The sequence below is a fragment of the Campylobacter sp. RM9334 genome (assembly GCF_020138145.1).
Classification (GTDB): Bacteria; Campylobacterota; Campylobacteria; order Campylobacterales; family Campylobacteraceae; genus Campylobacter_E.
On the sequence record NZ_JACGAX010000020.1, the window covers coordinates 16,161 to 39,523 of the forward strand.

The following is a 23,363-nucleotide window of genomic DNA, read 5'->3' on the forward strand; positions in this document are numbered from 1 at the left end:
CTATAAAGTGCAAAACGAACAAAACTTGTCATCTTCAAAATCCTCTAAATCCTTATCGTGTTTACTCAAAAATTCTCTACCTAGCAATAAATCTTTCTTATTTTTTGCTTGTTTTTTTCTTTCTTCATACGCTTTGAAAGTTTTTTTTATCCTATCAATATTTTCTGCTTTGCATAACTCGCTAAGTGGCATACCCTGTATCCAAGTGTATCCTTCCTTTTCAAATTCCATAGCCTTTTGAAATTCATCCGGATGCTTTTCATAAAGCCAAACCCATTCTATCTGTCTCATAAAAAAACAAAAATAACACCCCGATCTAGTTCTATAATACTCTATGTCATATTTTTCGTCTTTAACCGGAGTGTAATATTTAGGCAGTCCTAAGCCAGAATCATTTAATATTCTTTTAACATCCTCGAGAGTTATACCATCATCCTTAAAAGGCATAACGGTAATAATATTATCCTGATTAGGCACTAAGCCTAGTCTGTCTTCATCAGCTCTAATGCCAACGTAGTTAAAAATTTTACAACCTTCATATTGCTTTATTTTTTCTAAAAAAGTCTCAAGCTTCATTCGTTTTGTGCACCACCTTTGTTGAGGTGATGGTAAAAAATTATTATGTTCAAACAAAAGCTCTTTAAAAGATTTTTTAGGTAGCAATTTTTCTATCTTAATTCCCGTAACCGCTTGCAATTTTGATAAATAATCATAGGTATCCTGCAACTCTTCACCTGTATCAAAAAACAAATATTCAAACTTTCTATCTGGATATTTATCTTTTAAATAAATTGCCATAGCAGCACTATCTTTGCCCCCAGAAATTGATATAATATGAAGTTCTTTACTCATCTTGTATTTCCTTTTCTAAAATTTTCAAAAGCAATGTTATTTTGTCTTTTTTTTCTAGCTTATTTAAAAATTTTTCTTCTATATTTTTTATATGCTCTTTTATGTTCTCATCATTATCTTTAAATATTGTTGATACTTCTTTATCCTGGCTTAAAATTGTAATTCTTTTTACATTTTTACCTAAAGCTCTTAAATTTGTCTTATTTAATATATATTTAGCTTGCGAAGTGATATTTTGTTTTAATTCTTTAATATCTAAATCGCTACATTCTTTTATGTTTTTACTTATCAAGATAACACTTATAGAATCTACTAAATCCACTATATTTTCAGCATATATAAAAGCATTTAAAAATGCTCTTACTTTGTTACTACTTTCAATCTCTAAAATTTCGTTTGCTATGTCAACCATTTCGTTTTTATATGGATATGTTGGATGTGTTAAGTAAAAACTACTAAATATATGCTTTTCTATATCTAAAATCATATTTTTAAAAGATAGCGCTATTTCATTAAAAGCCTCTTTAAATGACTTAGCAAACGTATCACTATCAGTCAAAGAAAAAATCCTTGGTATTTCTACAAAATAAGTTTGTACAGGATCTTTCATTGAAAATAAAGCAGATCTTAGTTTTTTTGCGTTATCTGATATATTATTAGTTTTTTTTGCAAAATCTGGAAGCATATTTACTTTTGAAAAAACTATCTGGCTTAAAACTGTTAGTGCATTATTTGAAAATCTACTTTCATAGTAAGATACAGCTAACATATATGCTTTAAAAATTTCTTCTTGAGTTTTTGTTAAAGCAATACGATGTATTTCGTATTGAGCTATATTTTTCCATAAGTCTATTAGCAAATCATCGCTAATTTTAAAAGCGTATTCGTTATTTTTAAAAATACTAATACTATTTTTATTTACAATAATAAACAAAGATATTATTAGTTTAGATTTTACATCGTTTAAGCCAAAAGGCTCTAATTTAAGATAATTTACTAATTTCTTAACATTTATTTTTTCTCTAACTTTTTGTTCTATAAATTCCCAAATATGTTTAAAATTTAAACCACTTGGTGCCACTAGCTTATAACCTAGATTATCTTTTATATGCATTAACGATGGCTTTATAATAGATAGATATAAAGTCATGTGTGCTGGGTATTTTTCTATTCCTAGGTTCTTTTTATCGGGGTAATTTAACATATGATAGAAAAGAAATTTTATAGGAGTAAGGGCGCCACCATTACTGATAGTGTAATTTATCGTATAGTTATTTATAATAGGTGTTAAGCTATAGTCGTTTTCAATTTTAAGTCTAATACATTCTTGTATGTTTTTAAAGCTATAAATATCACCCTTATAATACACTTGAGATTTGTTCAATAAATCGTAAAAGCTTTGTTTAAGTGAATACTTTAAAGAGTGTAATTTATTATCTATAATAATTCTTGTATCTTTACTTAGCTTTAAAATATTGTTTTGCTTTACAATCTTATATGCATATATTTCCTTGCCTAGTTCTGTTAGTTCTTTTGTATTTTTTACATTTATTACCATGTGTGAACTATCATCTATTTTCAAACCGTTAAAAACTATGTATATCACATCATTTTCTATTATTCCATCTGCACTCTGAATAATTTTATATCTAAAAGGTTTGTTTAATCCGTGTGTGATTAAAAACTTTTTACTAATGAGCTTTTCGTTAGAAATAATTTGGTTGATATATTCAATAAAGTTAAAATTGGCACTACTATTCTTTATGTTTGATATCTCATAATTTAAATCTATGTTAGAATCTTCAATCAAAGAGTATGACCTACTTTGATTTTGAAACATAATTACATTTTTAAAAATCAAAGATTTAATAGCACTATCTATAACTTTTTTTTCATACTTACTTGACAAAGAATAAATAATCAAATCTTTTGTAGGCAAAATCAAGCTAGCAAGCTTAAAACCATGTATAAGAGCTATAGTTTTGATAATATCTTGCTCTACTTGATTTATAGAGCTATCTTTTATCCTATCTATAGAAAGCCCCCAAATCTCACTATCAGGTAACGATACATTGTATACACCTAATAAATAATTTACATAATCGTACAAATCACTTACGCAATATAAATAGTATTTATCAATGTCTTTGTTTATAAAATCTTGAAAACCATAAGGCTCTAAAGAAAATAAAAAAGAAAAAATAGTTCTTTGGTTTTGAAAAAATTTAAGAAATAATTCTATTATAAACACCACGGCTATTGGGTGTAATGGAAATAGTTTTTTTAGACTATCTTTGTTTTCTACAATACTTATATGATTAAAGATATTGCTTGCATCAATATCATCTATAAACTTATCAAATTCTTTCATAGCATCAATATTTGTTGTTTTGAGTTTTATTGTATGCTGAAAAATTTTTAAAATCTCTAAAGAATTATCACCAAAAAGGACATTATCAAATCTTCCTTGTATTTTATCCCATTCTGTGTGTGTTACTTTTAAGCCTACATTGTAATAATCTCTAAGACTTTTATGCAAACTAATCAACATCTTACAATCATCTTTAAAATTTACAAACTCAGCTATGGTTTGCAATTCAAACAAATCACTTTTATCTTGATTATACAACGAATTTTCTATGAACTTTCCACACTCATCTATCAAAAATACAATGTTTGTAAAACCTATATTTTTGATATCATTATATAAATTTTCTAACAAAACACTCATTTGCACATTATCACTACTGTTTATATATCGCTTTGAAAGCTTTAACTCTGTGGATTTAAGCACATAATCAATAATCATATTTTTAATACTAGATGTTTCACCTATTATTTTTATAAAATAAAATCTTTTTTTAAAAATATATTTACTCACCAATACTTTAAAGTCTTTATCTAAAATTTTAAGTGCTTCTTCATTACCATTTAAACAATGTTCTATAAAAACCATTAATGATGATTTACCACAACCAAAAGGACCTATTAGTGATATTGAGTTAGCATGTTTATCGTTACACAATAACTTCAAGGTGTTTGCTGTAAAGTTAGTAAATCTAAATTTATTATTAAAGCCGCTATAGTTAATATTTGTTGATTTGCTGTAGTTTTGATCTAATTTTAAAATTGTTTTATATTTAAACATTATAAATCCTATTGAGCATATCTTCTGTATTTAGATTTTTATTTAAGTATATATGCCTTATTCCTCCAGATTCTGAATATAACAACGCACCATTGCTAATATGTTCTATATTGTTTATTTTCATAAATAAGCCATTTTCGTTTAAACAAAGAGATTTTTGTATGCTTAGCTTAGAGTATTGAATCTCATCTATAGAAATAGAGTCTTTAATATCTAACATTTGAATATAATCAACCAGTATATATAAAAAAACCTCATCGCTTATATTAGCAGTATTTCCTATGTTTAAATTCCAAGAAAAATCTTTTCTAGATAATATTTGCAAATCTTTAAACAAGCCTAAATCTCCATATCCATCATACATCCTAAGTAAAACATCTATATCAAATTTAATGCTATTTTCACTAATTGACATATCTAGTTTTTTAAGAAAAGCAACTACAAACTGACAAAGACTCTCTTTTGTAAAATTATACTGATAAAAATAATTAAAAAACAAACTATACAAAGTAGCTTTAGACTTATTCTTCACTAAATTCCAGTGAAGAAGCCATATAGTGTCTAGGTTTTCTAAAAAAACATCTTTTTCTAAAATAATCTTTCCTATATTGCTTAATGTGTTTTTTTCAAGCAAACCTAAAGCATTTAACCAAAAATGTAGCGACTTTACCATGTTGCCGCCTAAGCCCAAAACCTCTATAGAATAATCAAGCTTGCTATTTGTAAACAATTTGTCACATTTATTAAATTCTATCAATCCACGACTAATCCAGTCTATTTTACAATCAAATTTCTCGTGCCCAGAAAAAGAAACTTTGTCAAACATTTGCAACCTTTTATTTTAACTTTCATATATTTGCAAGCTTTGCTTATGATTTTTAATATAAGTTATACCAAGTATTCTACTTTAACTTTACTTATATAATGGTAATTGACCATCAAACAATAATATAAAATATAACATTATTTATAAATAATTACAAAAATAGTTTTTAATAATACCTTATGTTATTTATTTTTAAACCTATTCTATAAACGAGTAAAATTTATATTCAAAAAATCTTTTACCTGTTCTAAAAATATGTGGTGAGTGAAGTTTACTATATAACTTTAGTTAGTCTAGTTTATTTTTACCTTTACAAACCATAACAAAATTTCTATCATTGCAAATTTGATAGTACTTATGAAATTACTCAAACATTGCAAAATATCCATTGATTAACAATTAAACCATTTAAACTGCCTTATTGACAAATTTTAAAGCTTGAATGCATTTTTATATTTAAGAATTTATTTTATGTATTTTTTAAACTTATCCATAAATTTCGTATGTTTTGGCTAAATCCAAACAAACGAAATTCCTATAAAAATCATTATTCTTTTTTATCGCCCATTAACTCTTCCTGTTCTCTTAATAGTTCAAGCAATGGATTTGTAAAACTAAAACTTGGTATATAGATTTTACTCAATTTAGATGCTATATCAAATTGATTTTGCACAATCTTATTAGGCAAACTTATCATTTCTGATAGCTTAGTTTGGTAGTCTGCTAATTTGCCTATATTTTTAAAAGCATTTTCATATCGCGAAGTAAGTTCTTTCATATATCTAGCGTAAATATCAATAGAATTTATTTTCAAAGACATATATTTTTCTTTCTCTACTTTTTCAATTTCTTTTTCTAGTCTTTTTATAACTGCTTTTATAGTTTTTTCATATTCTTTATAGTCTTTTAAACAAATTGCGTGATTATGGGAGATTTTATTTCTTATTTTTTGTATAGTTAATAAATCTTCTTTTAGCTTATCTACTTTTAAATTCTCATACCAATGTTCTATGTGTGGTTTTCTTGCAATTTTTTGTAATTTTTCCATTGCTTTTTCTTTATTATTGTTATCTAATTCTTTTTTCGCTTCTTCCATAAGCTCTTCAAGATTATTAGGATATATAAGTTGAAAAAATCCATTGATATAATCTTGATATGTTAGCAAAGATAAAAAAGCTTCATTTAAATCTTGATTGGTTTTATCTTTGCGTTTATCTCTTGCTATATTTTCATCTACAATTTTATACCAATTATCCCCACAAGCCCCTATCATCAACAAATAAATCAATTTTCTAAACATAATTTCATGTTTTGATATTAATTTATACAGCTTTTCTGAAAAATACAAAGAACTATCGCTATAAACTACGGTGATATGATATTCTTTTCTGTGTTCGCCATCTTTAATATCTTTATAAAATCTATCTAATAAAGTAGCTTTATCAAGGCTTTTTCCATTTATTTTAAACTTAAATAAAATGGCATGTTTCATAGCTAATTTATCTTCTATAATAATTCCTTTATAGCATTTCTTACCATTTTCTAATCTATTTAATCTCTCTTCTATTATATTTGTAATATTTCTTGTATCTTTAACTAAAACCGATTTATTGCCTTCTCTTAGCTTTTCTTTTACGCTAAATAATAATTCCAATCTCATAAACACTCCTTTATTTTAAAATCATATCTTTTTGGTATTAAAAATAACAATTACTAAAAGATTAAAAATAAATTTCGTATGTTTGAAGCTTTAATTTTATGGTAAAAATACACGAAATAAATTCTACACATCCCCAAATGTCACTTGTTTGACTTTAGAATTTATTTTCGTATTTGGAATTTAAATTCGGAATTTCGTTTATTTGGCAAGTTTAAGCAAACAAACGAAATTTAGTTTTAGCTTGGGATTATTGAGTTTTTACGCATTGTTTTTTGCAAGGCAAATATACAAAACGCAAGAACTAAATAATAAGCTATATTAAGCCTTGAGACCCCACAATCTATCGCTATGGCTCGTTTTAGCTCGGGGGCTTTGTCTAGCAAATCTGATGATTTTAGCTCGTCTTTATAGTCTTTTAGGGTCTTTTTGGCTTTATAAACGCTTTGCTCGTTTTTGTCTTGATTTGATTGCTCGTAGATAAAATTAACGCTTAAATCCGTTTTATCAAAAATGCTGATTTGTTCTAGTTTGGTGTTTTTGCTCAAAATGGTTTTACTAGGTTTAAATTCTTTTAAATCCTTGTCATTTGGAAGTATTATTCTAGCTAGCTCTAACGCCTTTTTATCATCTAAATCATCTATAGCTTTATATAGATAATGATTTCTCGCATCTTCTGAAAACGCCCCTAAAAATGGGGTTATTATATTAGGGCTACATAAAATACCAATTATTCCAATTGCCCCTAAAATACCAAGTAATTTTTTAAATTTGCTAAAAGTTAAAACCAAAGTTATATAAACGATAAAACACAATACACAAAGAGTAGAAAAAGCAAAATTTTTTAAATCAAATGAGTTAAAAACCATCTTTATATAATCTTCTATCGGTTGAGCTTTACCAACTAAATAATCAAAATTACTTGCAACTATTTCTAAAGACAATCCAAAATTTATCATAAAATACCCACCGATGACACTTAGGGTAAATAAAAGTATCTTTAAAAAATCAGTATGATGGTCGCTTGTTGTTCTGTTAAGCTTTAAAAATAACCTATCAAATACTTCAATAATTGTTAATTTTGCACTCTCCGATGCAGTTTTTTGATACATACTAGATGGATATTTAATACCATAAATTTTTTTACAATAATCAAGCTCTAACTCTCTAGCATATAATTCTGATTTTTTATTCTCTGTTGCAACTAATAAATCATTGTTTTTAATAGCTTGGTCTTTCATTAACCTATAAGTATCTGTTATAGCTCCTAACCTATTCATTGTGCTTTCAATATTTTCTTTTTTATAACAATCTTTGTTTAGCTTTTCATTACTTTCGCCAATGCGCAAATTAAAAGTTTGAATATTTGCAGAATTAGCAAATTTAGCTAATGCAAATTTTGGAGCTTTATGAAATATAACAAAAAGTAAAGAGAGAATATCATTGAAAATAGTATAATCAAATACAACTTCTTTTTTAAACTCTGACCTATCAAAATGAATATCACGATTTACATTGTTATCGCTAAAATCAAATTTCTTTTCAAATAAAGATTGGCAACATTGCACTTGCTTATTAAACTCACATTTAATAATCTTTATATTATCTTTAAAATTACATCTAGATAAATTTACCAAACCATCAAATTGTGAATTATATATTGTAATTTTCTTGTTAAATACATTAACACCACAACTTTTAACATGAGACTTAACCAAAGAAAAATCTTTACTAAAGATTGAATTTTTAATTTTTAATTTTATCTTTTCAAAAGAAACATTACTAAAATCCACATCGCTTAAAAATTTAATATTATTAAGCTGAAAAATTTCATTCATACCACTCTTTAATGTAACATAACTACCAAAAATAACTTTTTCGTTAAATACAAGAGAATGCAACTTTACATTTTTTTCAAATTTTGTTCTACTAAAATCCGTTTCTTTCTTAAATATTGTATTTTTAATATCAATTTCAGTCTTAAAATCAGTGTCTAAAAGAAGCTCTTTTACACTCTTTATAACAATTCTACGAGCTACATAAAAACAACCTTCAAAAACTACTTTATTAAAAAAGATATATTTAATGTTATGCAAATTGCACTTTATACAATCAAAATCTTTATCAAATTGAACATTTAACAATCCAAGTGTATCGTGGTCTGTGTTTAAAACAATTTCACAGTTATCTTTAAAACGGGTATTCATAACAAATAATTCATGCTTTTGGTTTTTTCTAGTTTCAAAGATAAATTTCTTTTCAAAAACACACTCGCCAATCAATAATTCATTACTAAAATAACAATCGATAAAAGTTAAATCATTAAAAAAATTAAATCCATCTAAAGTTGTTTTATCATGTATGTAAAAATTACATTTTTCAAAACTTAAACTTGTAAAAATTTTTATAAAATTACTATAGTTATCATTTTCTAAGACACTTGTATCTATTTCTATAAATGCATTGCTAAATAATGCAATATAACGCTTTATTAAATGCTTAGAACAATCAAAGCTAATGTTTTTAAATATCACTTTTAATAAATAATCTATTTTAATACTACTAGGTGTTATATCTTGGATTTTATACTCTAAATCGTGATTAGGATTAGAAATACCAACTATTATTTCTAATTTACCCTTATTTACTTCAACATCAAAACTAAATTCAATATCATTTGATAATTGAAAAACACTACACAAATAATTTTTTATATCATTAAATTTCTTTTTAAGTTCATTTTTTACATCTTCATTTTGTATATTTTCAATCATTCAAAGTCCTTTACTCTTAATTTCCACTTAAAAGTTCGGTTAAAAGTGGGATTTGAGGGTGGTCTGGGCTATTATTAGCTCGTTTAGATGTTCCAAACGCTCATCACACATAATTACCCCCCCCCAACTTATTCTGTTCTTATAAACTTAGGAATTTTACTTTTAAAAAATTAGTTTTAGATAAATTATATCTCGTGCTACCTTGTGCTAACTTCATTAATTTTTCCATAAAAATAGAACTCCTAAAATAAAAACTCGCATACTTAGTATTTATCATTTCATTAGGTCTAAAGCCAAAGCTATTTAAATATAAATTTCACATTCTTCTAAAATAACAAATAAAGTCCATATTTCGTATATGATTTTAGATGAAATAGTAAAAAATACATCTTCTTTATTTTTTTTCACCATCGTTTATTTTAACACTATCAAAAATATTTTTATATGTAATGCAGTTTAAGTTATCATCTTCAAATTTTTTTCTTTTTTATCTAAAAGCCTATTGTAAGTTAGACCTAAATCATTAATCGTTACTTTTTGCCAAAGGCTGATAAAGTTAGCAAACCTTGTTTTGCCACTTAGTAGCTCGTTTATTGGACGGAATTTTTCTTTTTCTAATTCTGATTTTAAATTCTTTAAAATTTTATATACTCATCATAGCAATTTAAAATCTCGGCAGTTTTTCAGTATAATTTAATTTATCGGTATTTTATCGGTTAGTAGCTGTAATCAGCCAAGAATTTCTTTAGTGTATTTTCAATCAAACATAATTTATAAGCCAAAAACTAACTTTCTTGCCCTATTCTTAGGTAAGTTAAATTAATAAATATGTTTTTAACTTAAATAAGCTAAATTAAAACATAATTAATTTAAAAATATTAATATACCATTTTTACAATTTTAAAAAAAGGAGTTACAAATGAATAGTGTTAGCACTACCGAAGAAATAAAAGTGCAAAATCCTAAGTTTGTTTTATCATCAGGCGTTAGACTTATAAGCAGCGGTGATATTATTGGGGGGGGGTATTCAACTAATTTACGCAAGTGAGTTAGAGATATCAACTAGTTCAAGCCTTAGCTTTGAAGATGCAGAAAACACCCTTAAATCAATGGCTAGTTGTTTAGGTTTTAATGCCATTATCAATGCCGTAAGATCTCAACATACTGAAGGTATGGTTACTCAAGGAACCGAACAAACCGATACAAAATACAGTACAAAAAGTTATTTTTCACCTACCATATTATCAAATGGAGTATGGGGTGTATCAAAAAATAAAGTAGTAGATAAATCATCAAGCACTACAAATATCAACACACAAACCACAATAAACAATGTCTTTACTATAAAAGGCACTTTGGCACTAATAGGTAAAGAAAATCAAAAAGATGGTGAAGAATACGATTTTGAAATTTTAGAGCAAAATTGTAAAGAACGCTATGAGCTTGTAAAGACTTTACAGAATGTTTATTGGCCTAATCAAGAATTAAAAATGATAGCTGAAAACAACACCAAAGCTCTAGGTGGTATAATAATTATTGGTCTAATTATTGCATTGATATGTTTATATTCTTTCAGTTATATTACAGGCTTAATAATTTTTGGAATATATTTCTTATGTTCATGGGCTTGTTATTCTGTCACAAAAGATAATGAAAATAAAGCATATGAAATGTTAGCACCGCTAGATTCTGAACTAAAAGCTCTGGTGGATGAATACGGCGAAGTTATTTTTGATATTTATCAATTATCACCATATATTACTTTAAAACATGTAGGAGAATAAAATGGATTTAATACAATCATTAAATAATACAGAAAAAAACTTAAATAACAATGGAGAATACTGCGTAGCATTTGATTTGATGGCTAACACAAGACAAGAAGTATCAGAAGGTATGGTAAAATATAGAATTAGCAAAACAATGGCATTTATACTTTTTAAAATAGCTCCTATTGCGTTTGCAATAACTATAGTATCTAAATTCTTTTTTAATTAAGTCTAAAGCCCTAAAATTAGGGCTTTACTGAAAGTTTTTACAATCATTTCTTTAATATTTTTGAAGCTTTACATATTTTTAATTTTATTTTATTGGTTTGTATTATTGTTAGCTTGATTTTTTACTAGGAATTTGTTTCGTGTATTTTTAAAGAATTTAAAATCAGAATTTCGTTTATTTATGACTTTAAAATTAGCCCAAACAAACGAAATTTACTTTGATTTTATTTTACTTTATTTTTTTATAGGATTTTGGTGTTTATTTATTTGATTCTTAAAAAATATTAAAAATATTAGTGGAGCAATATTTATATCTAAAACAATACTAAAATTTAAATGCGTAAGATAATCCAAAGGATATATTATACTTAAAGCTATTAATACGTAATATATAATAAATCTTGCCTTATAAATCTCTTCCATTATATCTCCTTATTTAAAAATTATTTTTAATTTATTTAATTCTGCTTCGTATTGATTTTGCAATGCTTGAATTTTTTCTATCGTCTGTATAAAATCATCGCCGATTTGCCTTTGCTCTACTTCACTACGCATAGGAATTTTTAGCTCTTTTATCCCACCAATACTAAGCCTTGATAAAGCTCCATTTGATGAAAGATTTTTGATACTTTCTACTCCCTTTTCACTCTGTAAAAATGCTGCTACATAAGGTGGATAAATTTTGCTCTCATCTAATTCTAAGGCAATTACATTGTTTGTAGGTAAAAGTTTTTTACTGTAATTGCTTACAAAAGCTACTTTTATACTCTCGTTCCATACCCTTGGAATTATGATTGAGTTATTTTTCACCACTAATTTTTGGTATTTTTCTGGGATTTGTTCTATAAAATCATCATCTTTTATATATCCTTCTTTGATGTTTGATGTGTTTATAAGTGCAAAATCGCTTTCTTGCTTGCATTTTAGATTTTGTATTTCACTTGATTGCATTGTAGCGCCTACATTTGAGCTTAAGATTAGCTCTTTTAGACTTATTGTATTTATACTATCTTCTAAAGAGAGCGATACATTTAGCCTGTTTGCAAGTGCTTCTTCAAAACTTAAGGTTTTAGATAATTCGTTATTTTTTTGTAAATACTCTGCTAGTTTCATATATTCAAAAAAATTAAGTTCTTTATGATATAAACTTCTGGCATCTATCATTTTAATACTTTTATTACCCTTGCTTAAAATTAACAAATCACACTCAATTCCTATGCCATTTATAGCTTCTTTTGGTAGATTTATAATAGCTTTTATATAACCTTTTTTAAGCAACCTTTCTTTCAAAATACCACTTAATTTGCCCTTGTCATTTGATAGTAAAAATCTAGAACAAATACAAAAAGCAAAAGAATTATCGCCTAAAAGTTGTGTAATTTGGGCTATTTTTAGCCATTCATCATGAGTTCTTGTATTTTTTAAATCTATTTCAAACTCTTTAGATATTTTATCAAGCATAAAATCACTAAAATCAATGCGATTATTAAATACCAAATCAGCACAAATCAAATCAAATTTTTCATTTTTTAAGTCGCTATAATTAATTATATTTGTATTTGCATTTAAAACTTTTGATTTTAATTTGATTTGATTTGAAATATTACTGTTATTTGTTACAATGCTAAAATTAATATCGCTTAAAACATCTTCTATAATCCCTTGTTCAAGCTTTGATTTTTCCACCATTTTTGTCATATCTAAAAACAAATTATCACTCAACGAGCTAAAAAGAAGTATATTTTTATATGCACTAAAATCACTGATTTCATAAATAAAATCACTCACACCTTCATTGATTTGATACTCTAAGTTGCTTTGCTTTGTATAGGTTTCATTAAACACACAATGTCCTAAAAGCTCGTTTAAATAAGGTGATAAATTAGCAATTTTAAGCACCAAATCCCAATATTTTTCACCATATTTAAAAAGCATATCTTTTAAACTCTCATCAAATTTAGCTCTAGCCATAAACTCATCAAAACTTAAATAAAAATCATTAGGATTTGCACCATCGTTAAACATTGCATAAAGCTTAATTTCCCTAAACTTATCAGCCATATAACACATTACACTAAAACCTAGTGATGATTTTAGTGCCTTTTCATCATCAAGGCTTAGCTTGTCGCTAAACTCATAACAATACTCATCAATTACCCTAATAATCTTACTTTCATCACTCATAATTATATGCTCGAATAAAGATTTTGGTAATAAACTTTTTCTTTGTAATAATGCTGTCATTTTTCTCCTTTTAGTTTGTAAAATATATCTTTATTTTTTTAAAGATAACGCATTATATATTATAAATTTTATTTTGTCAATAAGATTATAGAGAAAATATATTCTGTAATAAATTACTCTTTATTTATTTGTAATATTTAAAGAATTTATTTCCGTAATTTATCTTTTAAACCAAGGGATTATTCTATTGGCTTTTTTGTAATACTGCGTATAGCTGTCGCCGAATTTTTCTTGTAGCCATTTTTCTTCTGTCTTTTTCATTAACACTGTAAGAAAAGCACAGAAAATAAAAGGTAAAACTAATAAGCATAAATTATAAGCAAATAGCAAAACCCCACCCAAAATAGACATAAAAATCCTTGCTTTTGGCAATTTTACAAAATCTAAAAAACCAAAATAATCCAAACAAAGCCCAAATATAGCAAGCAAAAGGCAAGTTATGACGTAAATAGGTCCTACCCCAAATATTGGTAAATTAGTAGTTTTATTCATTTTAATCCTTTGTTAGATATAGCTTTTGGTATTTATTTGCTTTGATTTTAAAATACAAAAACAACGCCAAAGAAATCAAATTGATATCTAAAAAACATACTCAAATAAACCCCACCTAAAATAAGATTAAAAGCTTATTAGATAATACAAAAAGATACAAAACGCTTAAAATCATTGTTATATTAATGAACTGCAAACTTTATTTTATAAATCTCTTTCATTTTATATCCCTTGGCTCATTCTTCAATATTTAAATACTCTATTAAATCCTTATAATTATTTAAATAATATTCAGCACTTGCTCTTGGCTCACTTGAACTTATAAAAACTTTTTTAATAGTTTTATTTTTAAGTATTTTTTCATTCTCATTAACAAAAACAGCACAATCACCTAAAAATTTCCTTAACAAATCTTGACCTATTTGGCTTTTGTGATTTTTGCACTGAATTAATACACACTCATTTTCTTTATAGCAAACCAAATCTATCCCGCCATCGTTTTTACCATTTATAAAGCCGTGTGGAAAGACCTTGTAGCCTTGCTCTTCGTAATATTTTTTAATTTTTAATTCATATAATCTGCCCTTTTTTTCATTTTCGCTTTCTGCTTTGTAGATTATAGATTTTGTTATTTTGTGGTAATTTGGCATTTTACTGCTTAAAATTTCACTAAATTTATACTTATTAACAACTTTCAAAATCGCTTCGTCAAGCTCTTTTTCATAAGCCTTTAAAATATCTTCATAGTTAGAATTTAATTCTTCTTGTTTTTTAAATTCTATGCTATTTTTGATAGCAAAATATCTTTTTTTAGCATTATTATCACTCATTTTTGCTCCTTAATTTTCACAACTATTAAAAAATATTTGAAATTTAGAATAAATATTATTATAAATTAATATAATCACAAATCTTAAGGGGGAAATTATGAAAAAACTTATATTAATATTATTTTACCTTTCTACAATATTTGCAAATAGCGTCCCGCAAACTCCAGCCAACACAATACAAGATAAGCATTTAATCATAAAAGCTCACGATAATAAAACTTTTTGTCTAGCTCCAAGACAAGTGCATGATAGGGTCATAATCGGTATGCTAGATTGTAAACAAGCAGTAGATACGAGATATGATTTATACAAAAGACTTGCTTTTAAATATAAAGACAATTGGCTATGTGCAAGTCTTAGCGATAGGTTTAAAAGTGGACAAACCAAACAAGATTTCTTTGAATTAAAGCCTTGTGTTTTAAACGATAAATCTCAATGGTTTAGCATAAAAGATACCTTTAGCTTACCAGCTTACATTGATGTAGAAGTAAAAGAAAGCGAGTATAATTTACTAGCTACAAAAAACAAAAACGCCAATAAAATAACCATAGATAATGACGAAATGAAGCAGTGGCTACAAGCAGTTCCACCGCCTATTAATTACGCTCTTAAAACTTCTATATATTTTCGTTCAAAATCAAATAATAAATTAGAACTATTTTATATTACAAAAAATGGGGCTTCAAAAACACCATTTAATTTTTATTACGATATTACAAGTGGTAAAATAGCTCTTTTTAACCCTAGCAGTGGGACTTTTGAGTGCCTTGAAACTAATCTTAGCAATCAAGACGCTAGTTTTTTAAAGTTTTCTAAATGTAATTTTTACGGATTTGAAAATAGATTTTATTGGAATTTAAATTTATTTGAAAATTCTTATATATTAGATATTAATAAAAATATTTTAGATGTTTCAAGGGGCAGTGAATTAGGAAAATTATTTATAAGTGATATAAATTATTATAAAACCCATTTATCTCCTAGCGTTTTATTAGATGGTAAATTATCATTTGACTTTAGCGTTTATGAATTAAGGAATTTTAACGCAAGAAATTTAGGACTTTTCTCTAGCCATTGTGGTGCAGAAAGAAGAACAAAACGAGAAGTTATATCAAATAGCTTAGCTAATTTTGACCCTTTACAAGCAAATTGGAAAGCACGATTATTAAGCATTGCAAGGACTACTGATAGTAGCACTGATGCTAGTGGGATTTGTGGAATTTGTATGCTACATACTTATGAGATAGTTTCTTTACTAACTCAAGTATATCCACATAGTCCTATATTAAATTATAGTTCTACTGGATATTTATTTGATTATATGGACAATGTATCTCCATTTACTACATTTGCTAGAAGAAACCCTGCGATGTATAATTTAATGGGTGAAGCACTTGAGTTATGGGGACAACAATTGGCTTTAGGTGAAGGACTATATTCAAGGGGTATTAGGGCGATTTGGGCTTTAACTAGCAGTATTTTGCCAAGACAAGAATGGAGCCTTAGCACTATCACAACTCAAGATAATTTAAGATCTCAATTAAGGGGTATTTTAAATTCTCCTGCTGGTTCTTTATATATTGCATTAATGAGTTTAGATAACGGTAGAGCACACGCAGTTCCTATCATCATTACAAACAACGGAGCAGTAGTAATCCCAACAAATGCTCAAAACATAAGCGAAGAAGATTTTACAAGCTTTATAGCACCTACACAAGATGAGCATACTTTATTAAGAAACCTATCTGCTAATAATAGATACAACATACAAGCCATTAGCTTAATTGGTTTAGCTGGTAATAGAGATAATATATTTGAAGAATATTTAAATCAATTTGATTGCACTGGTGGTGGTGATTTTAGACGAGGAAATGGACATATACTAAATCCTAATCACGCTGATACTTGTGATAATGATAGATGTGATTTGATGGAGATTGAGCATAATTTTTAAGAATTTAAATCGCTAATTTTTGGCGATTTAAATCAAAATATTTTAGCTCTTTTATTATAAATTAATTGCTAAGAATTTAATCCTTAAATAACAACTCTACAACCTTTGCAATAATTGCTAAAAAAATTAAGAATATAAAAACTACAAGTAAAAGTCTAAAAACACCTAAGCCAAAAAATAAAAGTAAAGCTAAGATAAACAAAAGTCCTAAAATCCACATATAAACTCCTTTTTAATTTCGTATATCTTAGCAAAAGTAAAGTCCTGATTATGTCTATATAAAAAGATTTTAATAAATTTAAAATACAAATTTTGATTTATAACTTTACAATTATTCTTTAAAATGCAGCGAATTTTTTTGGAATTTAAAAAAAGGAATTTCATTTGAAACTCCCATTTGAAATTCTTAGACTTCTTCGTTTTCTTCACAAAATTTCTTATAAAACTCCGGCAAGTGTTCTAAACTCTCACAATATTCAAACATACCACTCATATTTTCAACTTTTGAAGTATCAAAATTTAAAGTTTGATTAAAACTTTTACAACCATAAAGCATACCTTCCATATTAATTACTTTTGAAGTATCAAGCTCTAAAGGCTGATTGAAATTTTCACAACAATAAAACATATTTTGCATATTTGTTACTTTTGAAGTATCAAAATTTAAAGATTGATTAAAATACTTACAAGCAGAAAACATCTGGAACATATTAGTTACATTGCTAGTATCCCAAGTATTGATACCACTAAAGTCTTTTCTTAAACTACCATTAAAAAGCATACTCATATCAGTAATCAAACTCGTATCAACATCACTAAGACTAATTACATTAGAATAAACTAATTTTTGTAATTCTTTCTTATCTTCAGGTCTATATTTGCCATTAATCTTTTCAAAATAGTCATTTTCTAAAAGAAGCTTCATAGCAGGTTCACAGTCATAAAAATATTCATACAAGTCATCCAAGTCAAAATCTTCAAAAAAACTTGAATTCATTTCATAGCAACCTTTAAATACACTATCTGTATCGTCTATATAGCTTATATCAAAATCAAATGTTTGATTTAATTTTTCGCAACCCTTAAACATACAATACATAGATTCGACTTTTTTAGTATCAAAGGCTAAAGGCTGATTGAAATTTATACAACCTTCAAACATATGGCTCATATCAGTTACATTGCTAGTATTAAAATTCAAAGGCTGATTAAAATTAATGCATTTATCAAACATATGGCTCATATCAGTTACATTGCTAGTGTCCCAAGTGTTTATCCCGCTAAAGTCTTTTCTAGTGCTATTTTCAAATAATCTACTCATATCAATAATCCAACTCGTATCAATATCGCCTAGATATACACTCTCATCTCTTACTAACTCTTTTAATTCTTTTTTCGTTGTTGGCTTATATTTTTTCATAAAATCTCCTTTAGTTTCGTAAAATCTATATTAAATGCGTTTAACTCTAAATAATTTAAAAGTCATATTTCAAATTCTTAGACTTATTTTTATTTTTTACCAAAATTCTTGTAAAACTCTGGCAAGTGTTCTAAACTCTCACAACCTTCAAACATATTATCTATATAAACAACATTTTTTGTAGTAAAATTTAAAATCTGATTAAAGCTTTTACAATCAAAAAACATATTGCTCATATTAACTACATCACATGTATAAAATTGCAATAATTGGTTAAATTTTATACAACTATAAAACATATCACCCATATTGGTTACATTTAAAGTATCAAGGTTTAAAGGTTGATTGAAATTTTCACAATAAGAAAACATATTAGCCATGTTGATTACTTTTGAAGTATCAAGGTTTAAAGGTTGATTTAGTTTTTTACATTTATTAAACATAAAACTCATATCAGTTACATTTCTTGTATCAAAATTTAAAGGCTGATTGAAGTTTATACAACCTTCAAACATTCTTTTCATATTTTCTACTTTTCTTGTATCAAAATTTAATGGTTGATTAAAATTTTTGCAATCTCTAAATATTTCACTCATATCAGTTACATTTCTCGTATCAAAATTTAAAGGTTGATTAAAATTTTTGCAATCTCTAAACATTTCATCCATATAAGTTACATTGCTAGTATCCCATTCATTTATACCGCTAAAATCTTTTCTAACACACCAATAAAAAAGCCCACTCATATCAGTAATCAAGCTCGTATCAATATCACCTAGATAAACACTCTCATCTCTTACTAGTTCGCATAATTCTATTCTTGTTCTTGGTTTATATTTTTTCATTATTTTCCTTTATATTAATAAAATAAATTTCTAATTTATTCCTTTTAGTTTTGCTAGTAATATTTCAAATTTATTTGCCTTTGAATGCTCCCAATTAAAACTTGCTTTGCATTTAGGACACTTAATTGGTGCTAAATCATTTTCTGCAAAACAATCACTACTATAAATCCTAACTACGCTATATCCACAACTTTTGCAAGTATATTTACTAGGCTTTGGCGGTATCGGCATAATCTCTCCTTTTTAAGAATTTGAAATTCCTATTTCAAATTCTTTGATTTAAATTATTGTTTAGACTGCATAATAACTGCTTTAATATCTTCAACAAACTTTTTTTCTACACCCAATTTTTCTTTATCAGCAAAGAATAATATTGGTAAAACCCAAGCATTATTATTGCTTTGATTTATATTTGCATTTAACGGTATTTTTAAACTATTAAAATATTTTTTAAAGCTTTCTTTAGCATCATTATTTGTAAACATATTTGCAAAACTATCCCATAAGCCATATTCTTTAAAATGTAAAGTATCTTTTAATGCCTTCGTATTTAAAGACTTACTTAGCGTTTGCTTAACACCAAAAGTATCACTTAAAACATTGCAAAATGTAAAAATCTCATCAAGCTTTATAGAGTGCTCATTTACCATATTATCTTGTAAATTCTCTATCTCATTAATGATTTGCGATCTTACTTTTTCAAATTCTGCTTTTACTTCTGCTCTTGTAGTATCTAAAAAGCTAAAAAGTCTTGAAAAAAAGCCAATATTACTATCAATTGTTTTATTTAATCGTTCTTCATAATTATCTAAAGTTTTATTATAAGATTCCACATATTTACGAGCAAAATCGTAAGCAAAACTTGTAGCTAGGTTTTCAAAAATCAAATCAATAACGCCATTTATCACTTCTTCTTTGCCGTATTTTTGAGTTTTTTGTCCGCCTCTTTTTTCTACTTCAATAGAACATACTTTATATAATCTTGTATCATTTCCAAGCTCTTTTTTAATATGCTCTTCATATTCGTTAAATTCTTCAGCACTTTTAATACTATCACAACCTGTAATAATAAAGTGAATATTAAATTTTAAAAGCTCTTTTAGTTGTTTGATTAATTTTATTTCTTGCTCTTCAATTCTTTTTGTATTATATTTCAGGCAATAAAAAACAACATGAAAAAACTCAGCTACATTATCGCTACTATTTTTGCTTTGTATATATGATTTGATATTTTTAATAATACTTTCAAAATCATCTTTGTTTGATTCAAGCCCTTTACTATCAGTGACAATAAGCCTTAGTCTATCATCAACTATTTTTTCATATTCTTTAAATTCTTGTGTAATAGGCTTACCAATACCAGTAGGCGCTTTAGCTTCATCTAAAAGATAATTTATAAAAGAACTTTTACCATTACCAGTCTTGCCAATAACCAATACTCTAGCTTCTTGATATTGCATATTTATTCCTTATCTTCTTTTTCTTGGTTATCTTCTTTAGTATCTTTTTTATTTTCTTTATTTTTGTGTAGTTCTTTTTTGACATCCGCCCAACTAATAGTATCTATATAATGTTTGATTACTTGGCAAATATTTTCAACAATATCATCATCTACAACTTTACCCGCTAAAATATCTTGATATTTCTTTTTACAATATTCTGAATATGCAAAGCCCATTCCATAAGTAATAACACCTGCTACACTTGCAGTAATCGCACTTCCTACAATAGCTCCAACCCCAGTAAATTTAAGCAAGTTACCTGCTAAAGCTTTTCCTAAATTACTAGCTAAAGTTTCTGCTGCTAAGCTTTTTAAGGCTGTTTTTGATATATCAACTCCATATATACGCCCAATATGCACTAGCATTGCTACTTGAGTAGGTGTGATTACTACAGTATCACTTACTAAAGGTATAGGATTTGCTCCTGCAGCAACACAAAACGAGGTGTAGCGTAATATAATTGTTTTAGCATGTTGTTCTTTTAATGCAATGCTTCTTTCTTGAGATGCTACAAAAGCTTTTTGTATATCATCATCACTAATACTATTTGCACTATCATTTAATAAAGAATTTAAATCTGTATCTTCATCAGCTAAATCTTTACTAACTGCATATATTTTTGTATTTAAGATTTTCTCATATTCTTTTTGAATACTTAAATTAGCATCATCTTCATCACATTGTGTCATTACTACAAAAATATTTTTATAGTTTTTCTTTAATAGTTTTACGATATTTAAATCCATATCTTCCACTCTTGTTTTACTTGCTGATATGCAATACCAAATTACATGAATATTTCCTTCGCAATTATTTATCTTGCCACTTTCAAGCTCATTTTGAAAATCTTTAACTTTATTTACAAAACTATCTGCTTCGCCTGCTAATTCATAGCCTTCCGAATCTATAATATTAATTTGCTTACCAAAATCTTTTCCTAAAAATACCTTAAAACCTCTAGTTTGTGGTTTATGATTGCTAACATTTGCTACCTTCTCTCCAAAAACATGGTTTATTAGTGAGCTTTTACCAGCTCCTGTATGTCCTAAAATCATAACATTTGCATACGAATTTGTCTTTTCAAACTTTGCTTTTTCTTCTGCGATAATTTGTTCTATACTCATTTAAATCTCCTTAATCAAATTAATTTTATATTTTTTATCTACTTTAAATTTATCTTGTAAAGCATTACAGACTTTTATATTCTCGTTGTAATATTTAGCCTTACTCATATACTTTTTAAGAAACCTTTCGTAATATTCATCAACCCTACAAACCATAGGACGATTTTCATAAATCCTGCATGTATTATCATCTGCTAGGTGCATACAAACACCATTTAAATTAAATTCTTCTAGTTCTTTTACTCCGTTAATACTCTTGCAGCATAAGCCACATGCAGTGCATGGAAAATTATCTAACATTGCTAAGTTCCTTTGAATATAAATGAGAAGTTTTGAATAAAATTAATGAAGTTAAGTGATTTTAGTTTTTGTAAAATCCCCCCCCCCTCTCCATAAGAGAAAATATAGCTTTCATTTATTCTCCTTTCTTGTAATTTTTCGCATTATAGCATATGAGTTGTCAAAATTATGTCCATATAAAAAATATTTAAAATATTATTAATAAAAATATTGATTTTAAAAGCTTAAACTAAAAACAAAATATAATACTAATTACTGCAAATAAAAAAATATTTTATCTTACTTTAACTATTTGTATTAAATATTGTTGTCTTGACTATAATAAATTTCTAGGTTACAAAAATAAAAAGATGAATATATTAAAATAAAATTATATAAATTAAAAAAGGGATTAATAATTATGAAAAATAAATTTCATATGAGCTTAGAATACAACATATGTTTAGCAAAAAGAAATATCGTAGATAATATCTATAAAAGTGCGAGACTTGAGGGAATTAATGTAACTTTTCCACAAGTAGAAGCTATTTATAATGGTGCAAGCGTGGGCAATCTAAAGGTAGATGATATTGTAGCTATTAACAACCTTAAATATGCTTGGTATGTTCTTTTTGATACTATAAGTTATCCTGAAATTGATTTTGCTTATATTTGTAAAATAAATAAGACTATAGGTGCAAATTTAATCTATCAATCAGGCTACATAAGGCAATTTGATGTGGCTATTGGCGGAACAACTTACAAACCTAAAATGCCATATAAAGAAGAAATTATAGAAGAATTAAACGAAATACAAAAAATCACAAACACTACACAAAGAGCAATAACATTAATGTTATATCTAATGAGAAAACAAATATTTAGCGATGGCAACAAACGAACGGCAATTCTATGTGCTAACAAGGTCTTGATTAGCAATGGAGCTGGTTTGGTAAATATTCCAGTCGGATTAATTAACGAGTTTAAAGAAAAATTAATTAAATATTATGAAACAAATGAAATGAAAGATATTATGGACTTTACTTATAAAAATTGTATTGATGGATTTAATAGCGTAGAGCCTAGTATTGAAGAAAAGCTTGAGAGTGAAAAAAATGATGAGATGTTTAATCAATACATAGCAAAATCTTATAAAAATAAATTGTTTTAAAGAATATGAGTTTTATTTTAAAAGCTAATATCTATACTTTTAGTCTATTTGATTAAAAACAAAATTACCTAATAATTAAATATATTGCTATTACAATAAGGGTAATTAATAGCTTTATGTTTTTATTGTTTTCTTTAAATTTAGCTAAATAATTTAAAACTCTTAATCAAATAAGTTATAAAACCAATACTTAATTTAGCAAATTCAAAAATACTTGCAAAAACACTATCCCCACCAACCCCATCAAC

Annotated in this window: 20 protein-coding genes; 5 read left to right on the forward strand and 15 right to left on the reverse strand. The window is 26.5% G+C overall.

Annotated features, from left to right (window positions below; all coding sequences use genetic code 11):
- The 5 genes from AVBRAN9334_RS07990 to AVBRAN9334_RS08010 form a co-directional block, all read right to left on the reverse strand.
- Complete coding sequence (locus AVBRAN9334_RS07990) at positions 1–852, reverse strand: phosphoadenosine phosphosulfate reductase family protein (RefSeq protein ID WP_214120211.1); 852 nt, start codon at positions 850–852, stop codon at positions 1–3.
- The gene (locus AVBRAN9334_RS07995; RefSeq protein WP_336607501.1) at positions 845–4,000 is read right to left on the reverse strand and encodes a hypothetical protein; all 3,156 of its coding nucleotides are present in this window, start codon (positions 3,998–4,000) and stop codon (positions 845–847) included. Before AVBRAN9334_RS07995 ends, AVBRAN9334_RS07990 begins: the two co-directional genes overlap by 8 nt.
- Complete coding sequence (locus AVBRAN9334_RS08000) at positions 3,993–4,826, reverse strand: DUF4007 family protein (RefSeq protein WP_336607502.1); 834 nt, start codon at positions 4,824–4,826, stop codon at positions 3,993–3,995. Before AVBRAN9334_RS08000 ends, AVBRAN9334_RS07995 begins: the two co-directional genes overlap by 8 nt.
- 547 nt (positions 4,827–5,373) lie before the next feature.
- The gene (locus tag AVBRAN9334_RS08005) at positions 5,374–6,486 is read right to left on the reverse strand and encodes a hypothetical protein (protein ID WP_336607503.1); all 1,113 of its coding nucleotides are present in this window, start codon (positions 6,484–6,486) and stop codon (positions 5,374–5,376) included.
- A gap of 236 nt (positions 6,487–6,722) precedes the next feature.
- On the reverse strand, positions 6,723–9,257 hold the full coding sequence (locus tag AVBRAN9334_RS08010) for a hypothetical protein (RefSeq protein ID WP_336607504.1): 2,535 nt from the start codon (positions 9,255–9,257) through the stop codon (positions 6,723–6,725).
- Positions 9,258–10,176: 919 nt separating this feature from the next.
- Between AVBRAN9334_RS08010 and AVBRAN9334_RS08015 the strand changes: the two genes are divergently transcribed.
- Genes AVBRAN9334_RS08015 through AVBRAN9334_RS08025 form a run of 3 tightly spaced genes read left to right on the forward strand, consistent with a single transcriptional unit; the run spans position 10,177 to position 11,255 of the window.
- Entirely contained in the window at positions 10,177–10,305 is a 129-nt protein-coding gene (locus AVBRAN9334_RS08015; protein WP_336607505.1) for a hypothetical protein, read from the forward strand.
- Positions 10,271–11,041, forward strand: a complete 771-nt coding sequence (locus tag AVBRAN9334_RS08020) for a hypothetical protein (protein WP_336607506.1) — start codon at positions 10,271–10,273, stop codon at positions 11,039–11,041. Before AVBRAN9334_RS08015 ends, AVBRAN9334_RS08020 begins: the two co-directional genes overlap by 35 nt.
- Before the next feature lies 1 nt (position 11,042).
- Positions 11,043–11,255, forward strand: coding sequence for a hypothetical protein (locus tag AVBRAN9334_RS08025; protein WP_336607507.1), 213 nt, complete (start codon positions 11,043–11,045; stop codon positions 11,253–11,255).
- A gap of 431 nt (positions 11,256–11,686) precedes the next feature.
- On the opposite strand, the gene AVBRAN9334_RS08030 is transcribed toward AVBRAN9334_RS08025, so the two are convergent.
- The 3 genes from AVBRAN9334_RS08030 to AVBRAN9334_RS08040 form a co-directional block, all read right to left on the reverse strand.
- Positions 11,687–13,498, reverse strand: a complete 1,812-nt coding sequence (locus tag AVBRAN9334_RS08030) for an N-6 DNA methylase (RefSeq protein WP_336607508.1) — start codon at positions 13,496–13,498, stop codon at positions 11,687–11,689.
- Positions 13,499–13,657: 159 nt separating this feature from the next.
- On the reverse strand, positions 13,658–13,990 hold the full coding sequence (locus AVBRAN9334_RS08035; RefSeq protein ID WP_336607509.1) for a hypothetical protein: 333 nt from the start codon (positions 13,988–13,990) through the stop codon (positions 13,658–13,660).
- A gap of 236 nt (positions 13,991–14,226) precedes the next feature.
- Entirely contained in the window at positions 14,227–14,820 is a 594-nt protein-coding gene (locus AVBRAN9334_RS08040) for a restriction endonuclease (protein WP_336607510.1), read from the reverse strand.
- Positions 14,821–14,917: 97 nt separating this feature from the next.
- On the opposite strand from AVBRAN9334_RS08040, the gene AVBRAN9334_RS08045 reads away from it, so the two are divergent.
- On the forward strand, positions 14,918–16,774 hold the full coding sequence (locus AVBRAN9334_RS08045; protein ID WP_336607511.1) for a DUF1561 family protein: 1,857 nt from the start codon (positions 14,918–14,920) through the stop codon (positions 16,772–16,774).
- Between the two features lie 76 nt (positions 16,775–16,850).
- Here the strand turns inward: AVBRAN9334_RS08045 and AVBRAN9334_RS08050 are convergent, their stop codons facing one another.
- From AVBRAN9334_RS08050 to AVBRAN9334_RS08080, 7 genes are all read right to left on the reverse strand, one after another.
- The gene (locus tag AVBRAN9334_RS08050) at positions 16,851–16,994 is read right to left on the reverse strand and encodes a hypothetical protein (protein WP_214117680.1); all 144 of its coding nucleotides are present in this window, start codon (positions 16,992–16,994) and stop codon (positions 16,851–16,853) included.
- Between the two features lie 186 nt (positions 16,995–17,180).
- On the reverse strand, positions 17,181–18,194 hold the full coding sequence (locus AVBRAN9334_RS08055; protein WP_336607512.1) for a BspA family leucine-rich repeat surface protein: 1,014 nt from the start codon (positions 18,192–18,194) through the stop codon (positions 17,181–17,183).
- 89 nt (positions 18,195–18,283) lie between these two features.
- Positions 18,284–19,039, reverse strand: a complete 756-nt coding sequence (locus AVBRAN9334_RS08060) for a BspA family leucine-rich repeat surface protein (RefSeq protein WP_336607513.1) — start codon at positions 19,037–19,039, stop codon at positions 18,284–18,286.
- Positions 19,040–19,069: 30 nt separating this feature from the next.
- Positions 19,070–19,270, reverse strand: a complete 201-nt coding sequence (locus AVBRAN9334_RS08065; protein ID WP_214117683.1) for a hypothetical protein — start codon at positions 19,268–19,270, stop codon at positions 19,070–19,072.
- Positions 19,271–19,323: 53 nt separating this feature from the next.
- The gene (locus tag AVBRAN9334_RS08070; protein WP_336607514.1) at positions 19,324–20,499 is read right to left on the reverse strand and encodes a GTPase; all 1,176 of its coding nucleotides are present in this window, start codon (positions 20,497–20,499) and stop codon (positions 19,324–19,326) included.
- Positions 20,500–20,501: 2 nt separating this feature from the next.
- Positions 20,502–21,665 (reverse strand): GTPase, encoded by a 1,164-nt coding sequence (locus AVBRAN9334_RS08075; RefSeq protein WP_336607515.1) that lies wholly within the window; start codon positions 21,663–21,665, stop codon positions 20,502–20,504.
- Positions 21,666–21,965: a YkgJ family cysteine cluster protein gene (locus tag AVBRAN9334_RS08080; protein WP_239803266.1), complete on the reverse strand. Its 300-nt coding sequence runs from the start codon at positions 21,963–21,965 to the stop codon at positions 21,666–21,668.
- 400 nt (positions 21,966–22,365) lie between these two features.
- On the opposite strand from AVBRAN9334_RS08080, the gene AVBRAN9334_RS08085 reads away from it, so the two are divergent.
- Positions 22,366–23,115 carry a Fic family protein gene (locus AVBRAN9334_RS08085; RefSeq protein WP_336607516.1) on the forward strand — a complete coding sequence of 250 codons (750 nt, stop codon included), beginning with the start codon at positions 22,366–22,368 and terminating at the stop codon, positions 23,113–23,115.
- The last annotated feature ends 248 nt before the right edge of the window (positions 23,116–23,363 follow it).

What these genes read in the sequence shown, in the direction of transcription:
- AVBRAN9334_RS08035 (WP_336607509.1), bottom strand. Translation starts at nt 13,990, where the DNA reads ATGAATAAAACTACTAATTTACCAATATTTGGGGTAGGACCTATTTAC.
- AVBRAN9334_RS08005 (WP_336607503.1), bottom strand. Translation starts at nt 6,486, where the DNA reads ATGAGATTGGAATTATTATTTAGCGTAAAAGAAAAGCTAAGAGAAGGC.
- AVBRAN9334_RS08085 (WP_336607516.1), top strand. Translation starts at nt 22,366, where the DNA reads ATGAAAAATAAATTTCATATGAGCTTAGAATACAACATATGTTTAGCA.
- AVBRAN9334_RS08080 (WP_239803266.1), bottom strand. Translation starts at nt 21,965, where the DNA reads ATGTTAGATAATTTTCCATGCACTGCATGTGGCTTATGCTGCAAGAGT.
- AVBRAN9334_RS07990 (WP_214120211.1), bottom strand. Translation starts at nt 852, where the DNA reads ATGAGTAAAGAACTTCATATTATATCAATTTCTGGGGGCAAAGATAGT.
- AVBRAN9334_RS08065 (WP_214117683.1), bottom strand. Translation starts at nt 19,270, where the DNA reads ATGCCGATACCGCCAAAGCCTAGTAAATATACTTGCAAAAGTTGTGGA.
- AVBRAN9334_RS08050 (WP_214117680.1), bottom strand. Translation starts at nt 16,994, where the DNA reads ATGTGGATTTTAGGACTTTTGTTTATCTTAGCTTTACTTTTATTTTTT.
- AVBRAN9334_RS08055 (WP_336607512.1), bottom strand. Translation starts at nt 18,194, where the DNA reads ATGAAAAAATATAAGCCAACAACGAAAAAAGAATTAAAAGAGTTAGTA.
- AVBRAN9334_RS08075 (WP_336607515.1), bottom strand. Translation starts at nt 21,665, where the DNA reads ATGAGTATAGAACAAATTATCGCAGAAGAAAAAGCAAAGTTTGAAAAG.
- AVBRAN9334_RS07995 (WP_336607501.1), bottom strand. Translation starts at nt 4,000, where the DNA reads ATGTTTAAATATAAAACAATTTTAAAATTAGATCAAAACTACAGCAAA.
- AVBRAN9334_RS08015 (WP_336607505.1), top strand. Translation starts at nt 10,177, where the DNA reads ATGAATAGTGTTAGCACTACCGAAGAAATAAAAGTGCAAAATCCTAAG.
- AVBRAN9334_RS08010 (WP_336607504.1), bottom strand. Translation starts at nt 9,257, where the DNA reads ATGATTGAAAATATACAAAATGAAGATGTAAAAAATGAACTTAAAAAG.
- AVBRAN9334_RS08000 (WP_336607502.1), bottom strand. Translation starts at nt 4,826, where the DNA reads ATGTTTGACAAAGTTTCTTTTTCTGGGCACGAGAAATTTGATTGTAAA.
- AVBRAN9334_RS08060 (WP_336607513.1), bottom strand. Translation starts at nt 19,039, where the DNA reads ATGAAAAAATATAAACCAAGAACAAGAATAGAATTATGCGAACTAGTA.
- AVBRAN9334_RS08045 (WP_336607511.1), top strand. Translation starts at nt 14,918, where the DNA reads ATGAAAAAACTTATATTAATATTATTTTACCTTTCTACAATATTTGCA.
- AVBRAN9334_RS08025 (WP_336607507.1), top strand. Translation starts at nt 11,043, where the DNA reads ATGGATTTAATACAATCATTAAATAATACAGAAAAAAACTTAAATAAC.
- AVBRAN9334_RS08030 (WP_336607508.1), bottom strand. Translation starts at nt 13,498, where the DNA reads ATGACAGCATTATTACAAAGAAAAAGTTTATTACCAAAATCTTTATTC.
- AVBRAN9334_RS08070 (WP_336607514.1), bottom strand. Translation starts at nt 20,499, where the DNA reads ATGCAATATCAAGAAGCTAGAGTATTGGTTATTGGCAAGACTGGTAAT.
- AVBRAN9334_RS08040 (WP_336607510.1), bottom strand. Translation starts at nt 14,820, where the DNA reads ATGAGTGATAATAATGCTAAAAAAAGATATTTTGCTATCAAAAATAGC.